The organism is Actinomadura sp. NPDC000929, assembly GCF_040492065.1.
Lineage (GTDB): Bacteria > Actinomycetota > Actinomycetes > Streptosporangiales > Streptosporangiaceae > Spirillospora > Spirillospora verrucosospora.
On record NZ_JBEUPA010000029.1, the window covers coordinates 1 to 14,737 of the forward strand.

Genomic DNA, 14,737 nt, shown 5'->3' on the forward strand with positions numbered 1-14,737 from the left:
CCGGGGGCGTGGCCCTGTTCCACGCGGTCGGCCTGACGCCGGAGGCGCCCGACGCCGCGACCGCCTTCCGCGGCCGCGCCGCCGAGCGGCGCTTCGAGGTGACCGCGGCGGACCTGCGCACGGCGCGCGACGAGCTCACCACGGCGCCGGACGGGCGGCTCGACGCGATCAGCGTCGGCACCCCGCACTTCTCGGCGGCCGAGTTCCGCGCGCTCGCCGCGCTGCTGTCCGGCGGGCCGCCGTTCGACGCGGGCGTCGAGTTCTGGATCTCGACGAGCCGGGCCGTCCTCGCCGAGGCCGAACGCACCGGCGACGCGGCGGTCTGCCGCCGCGCCGGAGCACGGATCCTGGTCGACACCTGCACCTACATCGCCCCGGTCCTGCGGGCGTCGGCGCGCGTGGTGATGACGAACTCCGCGAAGTGGGCGTGGTACGCGCCGACCAATCTCGGCATCGACGTGGTCTTCGCCTCGCTCGCCGAGTGCGTGCTGTCCGCCCGCGCGGGCCGCGTGGTGCGCGACCCCGCGCTCTGGGAGGCGTCGTGATCGGGACACCGCTCAGCCCGGGGCGGGCGACCGCTCCCCTGCTGCTGTTGGACGAGCCGCTGTCGTTCTGGGGCGGCAGCGACGTGGCGACCGGCGAGATCACCGACGTCCACCATCCGCAGCGCGGGGCGCGCGCCGCCGGCCGCGTGCTGGCCTTCGCCGCGAGCCGCGGGTCGAGTTCGAGCTCCACGGTGCTCGCCGAGCAGATCAGGCGCGGTGCCGCCCCGGCGGCCGTCCTGCTCCGCCGCCCGGACGCGATCGTGGCGCTCGCGGCGATCGTGGCCCGCGAGCTCTACGCGATCGAGATGCCCGTCGTCGTGCTGTCCGCCGGCGACTTCGACGCGCTCCCGCGCACGGGCACGGTGACGGTGGCGGCGACGGACGAGAGCGCCGAGGTACGGATCGAGGAGGCGGGACGGCGATGAGCATCGATGGGATCGGCCCCGAGCGGATGCGGCGGCTCGCCGACGCGCGGCACCTGGTCGACGCGCTGGAGCGGGCGCTGCTCGGCGGCCTCCGGCCCGCGGACGAGCAGGGACGCGTCTCCCGGCCGACGAGCCACGGCGAACTGCTGCTGATGCCGTCGGAGGTCAGCGGCCACGTCGGCGTCAAGGTGCTCGGCCTGGCACCGGGCAACCCGGCCCAGGGGCTCCCGACCATCTCCGGGCTGTACCTGCTGATGGACGCCCGGACGCTGCGGCTGGTGGCCACGCTGGACGGCGGGGAGCTCACCCTCCTGCGGACCCCGGCCGTGTCCGCCCTCGCCGCGCGGCACATGGCGGCCCGGCCGATCCGCACGGCCGTGGTGTTCGGCAGCGGGCCGCAGGCGCTCGCCCACATCGAGACGTTCCACGCGCTGCACGGGCTGAGCGACGTGGTCATCGCCGGACGTGATCCCGAAAGGACCGAGCGGCTCGTCCGCCGCTGCGCCGACGAGGGCCTGCGCGCCCGCGCGGGCTCGGCCCGCGACGTGCGCGGGGCCGACGTCGTGCTCTGCTGCACCAGCGCCCGCGAACCGCTGTTCGAGGCGGAGCTGCTGGCCCCGCGGACCGTGGTCGTCGCCGTCGGCTCCCACCACCCCGAGGCCCGCGAGCTGGGCGACGACGTCATGGCGGGCGCACACGTCGTGGTCGAGTCGCGGACGGTCGCGACGACCGAGGCCGGCGACGTGGTCCAGGCGCTCGGCCACGGGGCGATCGAGGAGACCGGCCTGATCGAACTGGCCGACCTCGTCCGCGGGGAGGCCCTCATGGACGACGCGAGACCGAGGGTCTTCAAGAGCGTCGGCATGGCCTGGGAGGACCTGGTCGTGGCGGTCGCGCTGCACGAGCGCGAGCGGGCGCCGCGATGACCTCCGAGGACTTCCGCCGGATCGGCGCCGAGGTCAGCAACTGGGGCCGCTGGGGCGCCGGCGACGAGCGCGGCACCACCAACCTCATCACGTCGCGGGAGATCGTGGAGGCGGCGCGGCTCGTGCGCAAGGGCGCGGTGTTCGACCTCGGGATCCCGCTCGGAGCCGACGGCCCGCAGGCGTTCCCCGGCCGTACCAACCCGCTGCACATGATGACCGAGACCGGAGCGGGTCAGGACTACCCCGGCGGCGCGAAGTGGTCGGACGACTACGTCGTCATGCCGCTGCAGGCCGGGACGCAGTGGGACGCGTTCGCGCACGTCTGGTACGACGGTCGGCTCTACAACGGGTTCGGTGAGGACGAGGTCGGCCCGCACGGCGCGGCGCGGTGCTCGATCGACGCCCTCGGCGGCGGGATCGCCGGGCGGGGCGTCCTGCTCGACGTCGCCCGGCACGCCGGTGTCGACTGGCTGGAGGGCGGCCACGTGATCGGCCCGGAGACGCTCGACGCCGTCGCGGAACGGCAGGGCACCGAGATCCGCGCGGGTGACGTCCTGCTGGTCCGGACCGGGTGGTGGAGGAAGTTCGCGGTCGAGCGGGACGCCGCCGGGTGGATGAGCACCGAACCCGGGCTCGGCCTCGACTGCGTGCGGTGGATCCGCGACCACGACCTCGCGGCGCTGGGCATGGACAACTGGGGCATCGAGGTGGCGCCCGGAGAGGACCCCGCCGTCACCAGCCCCGTGCACTGCGTGCTGCTTCGCGACGTCGGGCTCCCGCTCGGGGAGATCTTCGACCTGGAGGCCCTCGCGGAGGACTGCGCGGGCGACGGCGTGCACGAGTTCTTCTTCGCCGCACCGCCGCTGAAGGTCACCGGCGCCGTCGGCTCGCCCGTGAACCCGCTCGCGCTGAAGTAAGCGCCGGCGGCATCGCGCCGTGTCCGGCCACCCGGGCCCGGGGCTCAGCAGGCTGCCAAGAGCGTGGAGACCTCGGTCAAGGTCGAGATCCGATGTATCCCGGCCGGAGTCGGGGTCGCCGTTTCCGCCCGGTCGAGCCAGATGGCGTGGAGGCCCGCGTTGCGCGCGCCTTCGGCGTCCACGTCCAGCTTGTCGCCGACGTAGGCGACGCGAGCGGGCGGCAACTTCAGGGCGGCGCACGCGGCCTGGAAGGCCCTGGGGTCGGGTTTCTCGCAGCCGAGCCGGTCAGAGCAGAGGAGCACTTCGAAGTGGTGGCGGAGGCCCAGGGCCGTCAGCCGGCGCTCCTGATGGACGGTGCTGGAGTTGGACAGGATTCCTTGGCGGTAAGGAAGCGCGGCCAGCGCCGATGCCGCGTCGGGGAACGCCGACCATGCCGCTGCGAACAGCGCCTCGTATCGCTCGTGCCAGGCGTCCGCTTCGATGTCGCTCAGCGGACGGTCGACGAACGTGCGGACTCTGACGCGGCGGTACTCCTCGTACGTCAGCCGGCCCGCTGTGAGGCGCAGAAGTGCGGCCTCGGCGATCCGGTGCCAGCGCTCCAGGGCGGCCTCGTCGGAGGGGAGGCCCTCCGCCTCGAAGTGGCGCAGCAGTCCGGTCCGTTCCGAGCCGGTGAAATCGAAGATCGTGTCATCGACGTCCCACAGCACGGCCTCGATCATGGTCTGAGGCTAGCTCGGCGAGGGCGCGGAGGCGCACCGGGGCGGGGAGGGCGGTCGCGCGCGCGGCAAGCTCGTCCTGCCGGTCGGCTGAGCTGGGGCGGTACAAGGTCAAGACGCGGCGGCGCGGGTAGGGACCCGGGTGTGGGACGGGCGGTGTCTCGGGATCCTGATCGGCTGGTCCTGTTCACTGATGCGGTCGTCGCGATCGCCGTGACGCTCCTTGTGCTGCCGCTGGTCGAGGTGGTGCCGGAGGCGGTCCACGCGCACCGGCGGTCGGTGGAGGTCGTCACCGGGCACCTCCCGCAGATCTGGGCGTTCGCGCTCAGCTTCGTGGTGATCACCCGGTTGTGGTTCGTGCACCACCGGGTGTTCGAGCACATCGGCGGCTACACGCGCGGCTTGATGGCGCTGAACACGGGATGGCTGTTCGCCATCGTGGTCCTGCCGTTCCCCACGGAGATGGTCGCCTCCTATCCGGGGGACGACCGCTTCACCGTGATGCTCTACATCGGGAACGTCCTCGTCGCGACCGCCTGCCAGGCCGCGCTGGCCGTGCTCTCCTACCGGGACCCGGACGTCGCGTCGAAGACGGATCCGGCCGGGATCGAGTCGGTCCGCGGCGCCCTGTCGGCCGTGGTGCTGCTCGGACTGAGCCTCGCCGTGGTCGCGGTGCTCCCCGGCGTCTCGTACTTCGCCCTGCTGCTGCTCTTCCTCTCGAAGCCGGTGAGCAGGATCTGGAGCCACGCCGGCCTGTGACCGCCGCCCTTATCGGGGTTTAACCCTCCTCGCGTCATGCTCGGCGGCATGCGTGTACTGATCGTCGAGGACGAGCGGGTGCTCGCGGACACGATCGCCGAGGGCCTGCGGGACGAGGCGATGGCCGTGGACGTGGTGTACGACGGCGACGACGCGCTGGAGCGCGCCTCCTACAACGAGTACGACGTGGTCGTCCTCGACCGGGATCTGCCGACCGTCCACGGGGACGACGTGTGCCGGGAGCTGGTGGGGCGGCGGAGTCCCACCCGGATCCTGATGCTGACCGCGTCCGGGGACGTCGACGACCGGGTGGACGGGCTGACGCTCGGCGCCGACGACTACCTGCCCAAGCCGTTCGTGTTCGGCGAGCTGGTGGCGCGGGTGCGGGCGCTGGCGCGCAGGTCGGGGCCGCCGGTGCCGCCCGTCCTGGAGGGGCGGGGCATCCGGCTCGATCCGCACCGGCGCAGGGCGGCGCGGGACGGGCGGGAGCTGCGGCTCACCAACAAGGAGTTCGCCGTGCTGGAGGAGCTGCTGCGGGCGGAGGGCGGCGTGGTGAGCGCCGAGCGGCTGCTGGAGCGGGCGTGGGACGAGAACATCGACCCGTTCAGCAACATCGTCCGGGTCACGATGGCCACGCTGCGGCGCAAGCTCGGGCAGCCGCCGGTGATCGAGACGGTGACGGGGTCCGGGTACCGGCTGGAGGCGCGGTGAAGAGGCTGAGCGTCAGGACGCGGCTCACGCTGGTGTACGGGTCGCTGTTCCTCGTCACGTCGGCGGCGCTGGTCGCGGTGACGTACCTGCTCACCGTCCGGACGATGGACGCCCGGTTCACCTCGCGCCAGAACGTGGACGCGACGACCGTCACCCGGCTGCGGGCGCTGGCCGTCAACGGGGACGTCACCCAGCTGGTGAAGTTGAAGGCCGACGCCGACCGGGAGCTGGCGCGGCAGAAGCACGAGGTCCTGGCGCAGCTCCTGCAGAGCTCCCTGGTGACGATGCTGGTGCTGGGCGTCCTGGGCGTGGTGATCGGGTACGTGGTGGCGGGGCGGATGCTGCGGCCGCTGCACACGGTGACCGCGACGGCGCGGCGGCTGTCGGAGAGCAACCTGCACGAGCGGATCGCGCTGGACGGCCCGCAGGACGAGATCAAGGACCTGGCCGACACCTTCGACCGGATGCTGGACCGGCTGAACCGCGCGTTCGACGCCCAGCGCCGGTTCGTCGCGAACGCCTCGCACGAGCTGCGCACACCGCTGACCATCAACCGGACGGTGCTGGAGGTCGCGCTGGCGAGCCGGCGGAGCCCGCCGGAGACGAGGGCGCTCGCGGACGTCCTGCTCGGCAACACCGCGCGCCACGAGCGGCTCATCGAGGGACTGCTGCTGCTGGCGAAGTCCGAGCGGGAGCCGGACGCGCGGGTCGGCACGCCGCTGCCGGACGTGGTGCGCAGCGCCCTCGACCAGCTCGACGGCCGGGCGGAGGAGGCGGGCGTGGACGTCGAGGCCCGGCTCGGCCCGGCGGCGGTGGCCGGCGACCCGGTGCTGCTGGAGCGGTGCGCCGTGAACCTGGTGGAGAACGCCGTGAAGTACAACGTGCGGGACGGGCGGGTCTGGGTGCGCACGGGCGTCCGGGACGGCGAGGCGTTCCTGCGGGTGGTCAACACCGGGCGGCCCGTCCCGTCCTACGAGGTCGCGACGATCTTCGAGCCGTTCCGGCGGCTGCGCGCGGACCGGACGGGGTCCCGGGACGGCGCGGGACTCGGGCTGTCGATCGTGCGGGCGGTGGTCACGGCGCACGGCGGCTCGATCGACACCGTCCCGCGGCCGGACGGCGGCCTGTCGATCACGGTCCGGCTGCCGGTGGCCGCCGAGCCCGCCGCCTAGGCCCTGCTCGAATCGGCCAGGCCACGCGCGAACGCGTGACCTGGCCGGTGGAGCGAAGCCGCAGGCGAGCGGAACCGGGCAGATCGCGAAGCGATGCCGCGTTCGCCCAGGCCCGGTCACGGAGCGAGCCGCAAGGCGAGCGACGTGGGCCGGGGCTAGATCAACACAGCGGCGGCTGCGGCCACAGGACGCGGCCCTCGGGCTCGGACCCGCCGGGGCGGGCGGTGAGCCAGCGGTGCACCACCTTGCCGGTCGCGTTGCGGGGCAGCTCGGGGATGAAGTACACGTCGCGGGGAACCGCGTAGCGGGCGACCTGGGCGTGCACGTAGGCGCGGACGGCGTCGGCGTCGAGGCGGGCGCCGGGCCGCAGGACGACGTACGCGGCGAGGCGCTGCCCCCACTCGGGGTCGGGCACGCCGGTGACCGCGACCTCGCGGATCTCCGGCATCCGCATCAGGGCGTCCTCCACGTCGCCGGGGACGATGTTCTCGCCCCCGGACACGACCATGCCGTCGTTGCGGCCGTCCACGAACAGCAGCCCGCGGTGGTCGACGTGGCCGAGGTCGCCGGTGGCGAGCATGCCGTCGCGGACCTCCATCGGCTCGCCGCCGGTGTAGCCCTCGAACAGCAGCTCGTTCGCGGCGAAGATCTGCCCGCGGGTGGAGCGGCCGAGGCGGCGGCCCTGCTCGTCGAGGATCGCCAGGGCGGTGTTGCGCGGCGGGCGGCCGGCGGTGCGCGGGTCGAGCCGCAGGTCGCGCGGGGTGGCGATGGACACCCAGGACGCCTCGGTGGAGCCGTAGACGTTGTAGAGCCGGTCGCCGAACGCGTCCATGAACCGGGTCGCGAGGTCGCCGGGCAGCGCGGCGCCGCTCAGCGCCGCGATCCGCAGCGAGGACGTGTCGTACCGCTCGCGGACCTCGGGGGCCAGTTCGAGGATCCGCTGCAGCATGACCGGGACGGCGAACAGGGCGGCGTCCCGGTGGGAGGCGACGGCCCGCAGCGTCCGCTCGGGGTCGAACCGGCGGTGCAGGACGACCGGCGCCCGCAGCGCCCAGGCCATCTGCAGCGCGGCGTAGCCCCAGGTGTGGAACAGCGGCGCTTCGATGATCATGGTCTGCCGGGCGCGCAGCGGGATCCGGGACGTCATCGAGGCCAGCGGCCACAGGCCGGGCCGGGGCGGGCGGCGGGCTCCCTTCGGGCGGCCGGTGGTGCCCGAGCTCAGCATGATCGTCCGGCTCTGGATCTGCGGCGGCCCGGCGGCGGTCGCCGGGGCCGACCGGATGATCTCCTCGATGCTCGGCCCGGGGTCGGCGGGCACGGCGTCCGGGGCGGGGCGGGGCCGCGGCAGCGTCGCGGCGGGGACGGGGGCCGACAGCGGGGCGGCGGCGGGCGGCCGCCGGTCGGCCCACACCACCTTCCGGCGCAGGGCGATCGGGACGTTCGCCAGCAGCGGCGCGAACTCGGCGTCCGCGACGAGCAGGGTGGGGCGCAGCTCGCCGAGCACGGCGCGGATCTGGCCGGTTCCGAAACCGGTGTTGAGCAGCACGACCTCCGCGCCGCGCCGGGAGCAGGCGACGAGGGTCAGGGCCATGCCGCGGTGGTTGCGGCACAGGACGCCGACGCGCGGGCGGGGGCCGTTCAGCGGCAGGCCCGCGGCGAGGCGGGCGGCGAGCTCGTCCAGTTCGGCGAACGTCAGCTCGCCCTCGTCGTCGATCAGGGCGGCGCGGGACGGGGAGCGGGCGGCGGCGGAGGCGACCAGCCCGGCGAGCGTCGTGCCCCAGCGCCGCAGCGTGCCGAACTGGCGGACCGTCCCACGGGGGCCGCCGGAGAACAGCAGGCCGGTGCCGAGCAGGAGGGCGGCGAGGTCGCGGATGTGCCCGAGCCGCCGGCGCATCCCCGGCCGGTAAGCGGGCCTCGCGTGGGTCACCGTGCCCTCCTCCGGTGATTTCCGGTCACGTTACCCATCAGTCATGAGCCGGACAAGGGCATGAGAACCCCGACCCGGGGCATCAGCGCGCTGAGCGGCGCGTCAGTGGTTACTGACGAGTAGCATTAAGGGTTACCAGCAAGTAGCATCGCTGACGCGGGTCCTCGTGCCGCCGGCAGGGGCGGCGCGAGGCTCGACACCTTCACCCGAGTCCATCGCAGGGAGGACGACCCGTGCCTCGCACCGCACGCGACGTCGTGTTCGTCGACGGCGTCCGCACGCCGTTCGGCAAGGCCGGCCCCAAGGGCCTCTACGCGCAGACCCGCGCCGACGACATGGTCGTCCGCGCGATCCGCGAGCTGATGCGCCGCAACCCGTCCCTCCCGCCCGAGCGGGTGGACGAGGTCGCCGTCGCCGCCACCACCCAGACCGGGGACCAGGGCCTGACCATCGGGCGGTCCGCCGCCGTGCTGGCCGGGCTGCCGAAGAGCGTCCCCGGCTTCGCCGTCGACCGGATGTGCGCGGGGGCCATGACCGCCGTGACCACCACCGGCGCCGGGATCGCGTTCGGCTCCTACGACGTCGCCATCGCGGGCGGCGTCGAGCACATGGGCCGGCACCCGATGGGCGAGGGCGTCGACCCGAACCCGCGGTTCCTCGCCGACAAGCTGGTCGACCCGTCCGCCCTGGTCATGGGGTCGACCGCGGAGAACCTGCACGACCGGTTCCCCGGCATCACCAAGGAGCGCGCCGACGCCTACGCCGTGCGCAGCCAGCGGAAGGTCGCCGAGGCCTACGCGGCCGGGAGGATCCAGCCCGACCTGGTGCCGACCGCGGTCCGCTCCGCCGAGCTGGGCTGGGGCCTGGCCACCGAGGACGAGCCGCCGCGGCCCGGCACGACGATGGAGAGCCTGGCCGCGCTGAAGACGCCGTTCCGCGTGCACGGCAACGTCACGGCGGGCAACGCCGCCGGCCTCAACGACGGCGCCACCGCCTGCCTGCTCGCGGCCGAGGACGTCGCGCGCGAGCTCGGCCTCGCGCCGCGGATGCGGCTCGTCGACTTCGCCTTCGCGGGCGTCGAGCCGGAGGTGATGGGCGTCGGGCCGGTCCCCGCGACCGAGAAGCTCCTCGCCCGCAACGCGCTGACCATGGACGACATCGGCCTCATCGAGATCAACGAGGCCTTCGCCGTGCAGGTGCTCGCGTTCCTGGAGCACTTCAAGATCGCCGACGACGACGCGCGGGTGAACCCGTGGGGCGGCGCGATCGCCCTCGGCCACCCCCTCGCCTCGTCCGGCGTGCGGCTGATGAACCAGCTGTCCCGTCTTTTCGAGGAGCGCACGGACGTCCGGTTCGGGCTGACCACGATGTGCGTCGGCATGGGCATGGGCGGAACCGTCCTCTGGGAGAACGCGAACTGGGAGGGCGCCAAGTGAACCCCGACATCTTCAAGGACGAGGTCGTCACGCACGCGCGCGTACGCGACGTGACGCTGCCCTACGGCGCGGGCACGCTCGCGCTGATCACGCTCGACAACGGCTTCGACCACACCAAGCCCAACACGTTCGGCCCCGGCGGCCTCGCCGAGCTGAACGCCGCGCTGGACGAGGTCGCCGGGCGCGACGACATCGCGGCCGTCGGCGTCATCGGCAAGCCGTTCGTCTTCGCGGTGGGCGCCGACCTCAAGGGCGTCCCGATGATCCGGCGGCGCGAGGACGCCGCCGCCATCGGCAGGCTCGGGCACGACGTGTTCCGCCGCCTCGGCGAGCTGGGCGTCCCGTCCTTCGCCTACTACAACGGCGCGGCGATGGGCGGCGGAGTCGAGATCGGCCTGCACTGCACCTACCGGACGATCTCGCGCGGCGTCCCGGCGTTCGCGCTGCCCGAGGCGTTCCTCGGCCTCGTCCCCGGCTGGGGCGGCACCTACCTGCTGCCGAACCTGATCGGCGCCGAGAAGGCGCTCAAGGTCGTCATCGACAACCCCCTGGCCCAGAACCGGATGCTCAAGGGCGCGCAGGCCCACGAGCTCGGCATCGCCGACGCGATCTTCGACTCGGCCGACTTCCTGGAGGAGTCCCTCGCCTGGACGGCCCGGGTGCTCAAGGGCGAGATCACCGTGGGCCGCCCGGAGGTCGACAAGGGCAAGGCGTGGGACGACGCCGTCGCCATGGCCCGCTGGAACGTGGAGGGCAGGCTCCACGGCGCGGCGCCGTCCTTCACCCGGGCGCTGGACCTGGTCGCCGCGGCCAAGGACCGCACCCGCGACGAGGGCTTCGCCGCCGAGGACGAGGCCCTGGCCGACCTCATCATGAGCGACGAGCTGCGCGCCGGGCTCTACGCGTTCGACCTCACCCAGAAGCGCGCGAAGCGGCCCGCCGGGGCGCCGGACAGGGAGCTCGCCCGCAAGGTCACCAAGGTCGGCGTCGTCGGCGCCGGGCTGATGGCCTCGCAGCTCGCCCTGCTGTTCGCGCGGCGCCTGGAGGTGCCGGTCGTGCTGACCGACCTCGACCAGGAGCGCCTGGACAAGGGCGTCGGCTACGCGCACGGCGAGATCGACAAGCTGCTCGGCAAGGGGCGGCTGTCCCCCGACAAGGCCAACCGCCTCAAGGGGCTCATCACCGGCTCGCTCACCAAGGACGCGTTCGCCGACGCCGACTTCGTCATCGAGGCCGTCTTCGAGGAGATGTCGGTCAAGCAGAAGGTGTTCGCCGAGGTCGAGGAGTACGTCTCCGCCGAGTGCGTTCTCGCGACCAACACCTCCTCGCTGTCGGTCACCGAGATGGCCTCCGGGCTCGCCCACCCCGAGCGGGTGGTCGGGTTCCACTTCTTCAACCCGGTCGCGGTGCTGCCGCTGCTGGAGATCGTCCGGGGCGAGCGGACCGACGACGCGGCCCTCGCCACCGCGTTCGCCGCGGGCAAGGCGCTGAAGAAGTCCTGCGTCCTGGTCAAGGACGCCCCGGCCTTCGTCGTCAACCGCGTCCTGCTGCGGCTGCTCGCCGAGATCGTCAGGACGGTGGACGAGGGCACGCCGATCGAGGTCGCCGAGCGCGCCGCCGCCCCGCTCGGCCTGCCGATGCCGCCGTTCGTGCTGATGGGCCTGGTCGGCCCGGCGATCGCGCTGCACGTCAACGAGACGCTGCACGCGGCGTTCCCGGACCGGTTCCCGCTGTCGGACAACCTGGCGGCGATGGTCGCGGCGGGCAAGAGCGGCGTGTACCTGCCCGACCTCACCCTCGACCCCGAGGTCGTGGAGATCTTCTCCGGCGGGTCGAGCCCCTCCACCGAGGAGCAGGTCCTCGACCGGGCGCTCGCGGCCCTCGCCGACGAGATCCGGATCATGCTGGACGAGGGCGTCGTCGCGGCGCCGCAGGACATCGACCTGTGCATGATCCTCGGCGCCGGCTGGCCGTTCCATCTCGGCGGCATCACCCCGTACCTGGACAGGTCCGGCGTCGCCGAGCGCGCCGCGGGCGGCCGCTTCCTGGAGCCGGGGGTCGCCTCCCTGCCCTCCTGACCCCGGCCCTCCTCGACCACGGGCCCCATCCCGGAAGAAGGGGCGTTCCGAACCGCCTTTGGAACGCCTCTTTTCCGGCGTTTCCCCTTGTCACGGACATGCGCGTGTTTCGGCGGATCATAACCCGCGCACAAATGGGCATACGGCTGACGGTCGTATGCCGTGCACCGGACACGAGGGGGGCGCCGAAATTGAACGTGCTGCGCACGAAGTCGGTCGAGCAGTCGATCAGGGACACCGAGGAGCCCGAGCACCGGCTCCGCCGTGACCTGTCGGCGTTCGACCTGACGGTCTTCGGGATCGGCGTGATCATCGGAACCGGCATCTTCGTGCTCACCGGCGAGGTCGCCAAGGACAAGGCCGGTCCGGCGGTCGCGCTGTCGTTCATCCTCGCGGCCGTCGTGTGCGGCCTCGCGGCGCTCTGCTACGCCGAGTTCGCCTCCACCGTCCCGGTCGCCGGCTCGGCCTACACGTTCTCCTACGCCACGATCGGCGAGTTCCCCGCCTGGATCATCGGCTGGGACCTCATCCTGGAGATGGCCCTCGGCGCGGCCGTGGTGTCGGTCGGCTGGTCGGGATACTTCGCCTCGCTGCTGGACGACGCGGGGGTCACGATCCCGACGGCGCTCGCGGCCCCGCCGGGCGAGGGCGGGACGGTGAACATCCCGGCCATCTGCCTCGTGCTGGTGGTGACCGCGCTGCTCGTCCTCGGCGTCAAGATCTCCTCGCGGGTGAACGCGGTGGTCGTCTCGGTCAAGGTGGCCATCGTGCTCCTGGTGATCTTCGCCGGGCTGTTCTTCGTCAAGGGCGCCAACTACCACCCCTTCATCCCGCCGTCCAAGCCGACGCCGAGCGTGGAGGGCCTCAAGGCGCCGCTGATCCAGGTCATGACCGGCCACGCGCCGGTCAGCTACGGCTGGCTCGGCATCTTCTCGGCCGTCGCCATCGTGTTCTTCGCCTACATCGGCTTCGACATCGTCGCGACCGCGGCCGAGGAGGCGCGGCGCCCGCAGCGGGACCTGCCGATCGGGCTCATCGGCTCCCTCATCATCACCGCCGTCCTGTACGCGGCCGTGGCGAGCGTCGTCGTCGGCATGCAGAAGTACACGGAGCTGAGCGTCGCCGCGCCGCTCGCGGACGCGTTCAAGGCCGTCGGCCATCCCGTCTTCGCCACGATCATCAGCATCGGCGCGGTCGTCGGGCTCACCACCGTCGTTCTCATCCTGCTCCTCGGGCAGAGCCGCATCTTCTTCGCGATGGGCCGCGACGGCCTGCTGCCGCCCTGGCTCTCGGCCGTCCACCCGCGCTTCGGCACCCCCTACCGCGCGACCATCATCATGGGCGTGATCGTCGCGGTGCTCGCCGGGTTCATCCCGCTCGCCGAGCTGGCCGAACTGGTCAACATCGGCACGCTGTTCGCGTTCCTCGTCGTCTCGATCGCCGTGATGATCCTGCGCCGCACCCGCCCCGACCTGCCCCGCGCGTTCCGCACGCCCTGGGTGCCGGTGATCCCGATCCTGTCGGTGCTGGCCTGCCTGTTCGTGATGATCAACCTGCCGGTGGAGACCTGGCTGCGGTTCCTCGCCTGGATGGTCGTGGGCGGTGTCGTCTACGCCGCCTACGGGTACCGCAACAGCAGGGTGGGCCGTCGGGCGGAGCAGATTCCCTCCAAGTCCTGACACCGCCCCGCCGTGACGGGAGTCACGGTGTCCTTTCGACCGACGGGTGTGCACAATGGCGCGCATGGCACCTCCAGCGCGCGTCGCGGTGATCGGGTCGGGGCCGGCGGGGATCTACGCCGCCGAGGCCCTGGTGAAGCAGGCCGGCGACGACGTGCGGGTGGACGTCTTCGACCGGCTCCCGACGCCGTACGGGCTGGTGCGCTACGGCGTCGCGCCCGACCACACCTCGATCAAGTCGATCGCCCGGTACCTGCAGCGGGTGCTGGAGAACCCGGCCGTCCGGTTCTTCGGGTGCGTCGAGCTGGGCCGCGACGTCACCCGCGACGACCTGCTCGGATGCTACGACGCCGTCGTCTACTCCACCGGCGCGATGGTCGACCGGCACATGCGGATCCCCGGCGAGGACCTGCCCGGCAGCATCGCCGCCACCGACTTCGTCAACTGGTACTGCGGGCACCCCGACGCCGCCGACCACGCGTTCGACCTGTCGGTCGAGGAGGTCGCGGTGGTCGGGGTCGGGAACGTCGCCGTGGACGTCGTGCGGATCCTGGCCAAGACGGCCGCCGAACTGCGCGCCACCGACGTCCCCGAGCAGGTGATCGAGGCGCTGTCGCGCAGCCGGGTCCGGCGCGTCCACATGATCGGGCGGCGCGGGCCGGCGCAGGCGAAGTTCACCACGAAGGAGGCTCGCGAGCTGGGCGAGCTGCCCAACGCGAGCATCCACGTCAGCCCGCGGGACATGGAGCTCGACCCGGCGAGCGCGGAACTGGCCGAGAGCGACCGGCACGTCCGCGGCAACATCAAGGCGCTGAGCGCCTGGACGGACGAGCCCGCCCCCGGCCGCGCCCGCCACATCGACGTGCGGTTCTGGCGCGCCCCCGTCGAGATCCTCGGCACCGACCGCGTCGAGGGCCTCAAGCTGGAGAAGACCCGGCTGGACGAGTCGGGCCGCGTCACCGGCACCGGCGAGTTCGAGACGCTTCCGGTCGGCATGGTGCTGCGCTCCGTCGGCTACCAGAGCGTCCCGCTGGAGGGCGTCCCGTTCGACGAGCGCTCCTTCGTCGTCCCGAACGAGGGCGGCCGCATCGTCGGCCCGGACGGCGCCTTCGTGCCCCGCGAGTACGTCGCCGGCTGGATCAAGCGCGGGCCGTCCGGCGTCGTCGGGACCAACAAGTCCGACGCCGCCGAGACCGTCCGCAACCTGCTGGAGGACCTCGCGGACGCCGGGACGGCGCCCGAGCGCACCATCGAGGAGCTGCTGGAGTCGCGCGGGCTGCCCGTCGTCACCTACGACGACTGGCTCAACCTGGACGCCGCCGAGGTCGCCCTCGCCCGCAGCCTCGACCGCGGGGAGCGCGTCAAGCTCGCCCGCTGGGAGGCGATGCGGTCCGCCTGCCGGGGTTCCGCGTGATCCTTCCGAAGTCCCCGCCGGGAAACTAGTGA

The 14,737-nt window shown here is 73.0% G+C and carries 13 protein-coding genes; 11 read left to right on the top strand and 2 right to left on the bottom strand.

From position 1 onward, the window contains the following. The 4 genes from ABWI04_RS13590 to ABWI04_RS13605 form a co-directional block, all read left to right on the top strand. A partial coding sequence (locus ABWI04_RS13590; RefSeq protein WP_353832600.1) for an aconitase X occupies positions 1-545 on the top strand: 545 nt, incomplete at its 5' end. Next, entirely contained in the window at positions 542-970 is a 429-nt protein-coding gene (locus tag ABWI04_RS13595) for an aconitase X swivel domain-containing protein (RefSeq protein ID WP_353832601.1), read from the top strand. The genes ABWI04_RS13590 and ABWI04_RS13595, both read left to right, overlap by 4 nt. Next, entirely contained in the window at positions 967-1,896 is a 930-nt protein-coding gene (locus ABWI04_RS13600; protein ID WP_353832602.1) for an ornithine cyclodeaminase family protein, read from the top strand. Before ABWI04_RS13595 ends, ABWI04_RS13600 begins: the two co-directional genes overlap by 4 nt. Next, positions 1,893-2,813, top strand: coding sequence for a cyclase family protein (locus tag ABWI04_RS13605; RefSeq protein ID WP_353832603.1), 921 nt, complete (start codon positions 1,893-1,895; stop codon positions 2,811-2,813). Before ABWI04_RS13600 ends, ABWI04_RS13605 begins: the two co-directional genes overlap by 4 nt. A gap of 44 nt (positions 2,814-2,857) precedes the next feature. On the opposite strand, the gene ABWI04_RS13610 is transcribed toward ABWI04_RS13605, so the two are convergent. Beyond that, positions 2,858-3,532 (bottom strand): HAD family hydrolase, encoded by a 675-nt coding sequence (locus tag ABWI04_RS13610; RefSeq protein WP_353832604.1) that lies wholly within the window; start codon positions 3,530-3,532, stop codon positions 2,858-2,860. A 153-nt stretch (positions 3,533-3,685) separates the two neighbouring features. Here ABWI04_RS13610 and ABWI04_RS13615 point away from each other — a divergent pair, with 153 nt between their 5' ends. From ABWI04_RS13615 to ABWI04_RS13625, 3 genes are read left to right on the top strand one after another with little or no spacing between them, the layout of a single operon-like run. After that, a complete protein-coding gene (locus ABWI04_RS13615) occupies positions 3,686-4,288 on the top strand; it encodes a TMEM175 family protein (RefSeq protein WP_353832605.1) in 603 nt (200 codons plus the stop codon). A 48-nt stretch (positions 4,289-4,336) separates the two neighbouring features. After that, entirely contained in the window at positions 4,337-4,999 is a 663-nt protein-coding gene (locus ABWI04_RS13620; RefSeq protein ID WP_185025848.1) for a response regulator transcription factor, read from the top strand. Continuing rightward, complete coding sequence (locus ABWI04_RS13625) at positions 4,996-6,171, top strand: sensor histidine kinase (RefSeq protein WP_345177406.1); 1,176 nt, start codon at positions 4,996-4,998, stop codon at positions 6,169-6,171. Before ABWI04_RS13620 ends, ABWI04_RS13625 begins: the two co-directional genes overlap by 4 nt. A gap of 160 nt (positions 6,172-6,331) precedes the next feature. Here ABWI04_RS13625 and ABWI04_RS13630 read toward each other — a convergent pair whose 3' ends face one another. Then, on the bottom strand, positions 6,332-8,098 hold the full coding sequence (locus tag ABWI04_RS13630) for an AMP-binding protein (RefSeq protein ID WP_353832606.1): 1,767 nt from the start codon (positions 8,096-8,098) through the stop codon (positions 6,332-6,334). 233 nt (positions 8,099-8,331) lie between these two features. Here ABWI04_RS13630 and ABWI04_RS13635 point away from each other — a divergent pair, with 233 nt between their 5' ends. From ABWI04_RS13635 to ABWI04_RS13650, 4 genes are all read left to right on the top strand, one after another. Further along, positions 8,332-9,534, top strand: coding sequence for a thiolase family protein (locus ABWI04_RS13635; protein WP_353832607.1), 1,203 nt, complete (start codon positions 8,332-8,334; stop codon positions 9,532-9,534). After that, a complete protein-coding gene (locus ABWI04_RS13640) occupies positions 9,531-11,612 on the top strand; it encodes a 3-hydroxyacyl-CoA dehydrogenase NAD-binding domain-containing protein (RefSeq protein ID WP_353832608.1) in 2,082 nt (693 codons plus the stop codon). The genes ABWI04_RS13635 and ABWI04_RS13640 overlap by 4 nt, the downstream gene beginning before the upstream one ends. 191 nt (positions 11,613-11,803) lie before the next feature. After that, entirely contained in the window at positions 11,804-13,291 is a 1,488-nt protein-coding gene (locus ABWI04_RS13645) for an amino acid permease (protein WP_353832609.1), read from the top strand. Between the two features lie 64 nt (positions 13,292-13,355). Further along, complete coding sequence (locus ABWI04_RS13650; RefSeq protein WP_353832610.1) at positions 13,356-14,705, top strand: FAD-dependent oxidoreductase; 1,350 nt, start codon at positions 13,356-13,358, stop codon at positions 14,703-14,705. Positions 14,706-14,737 lie beyond the last annotated feature (32 nt).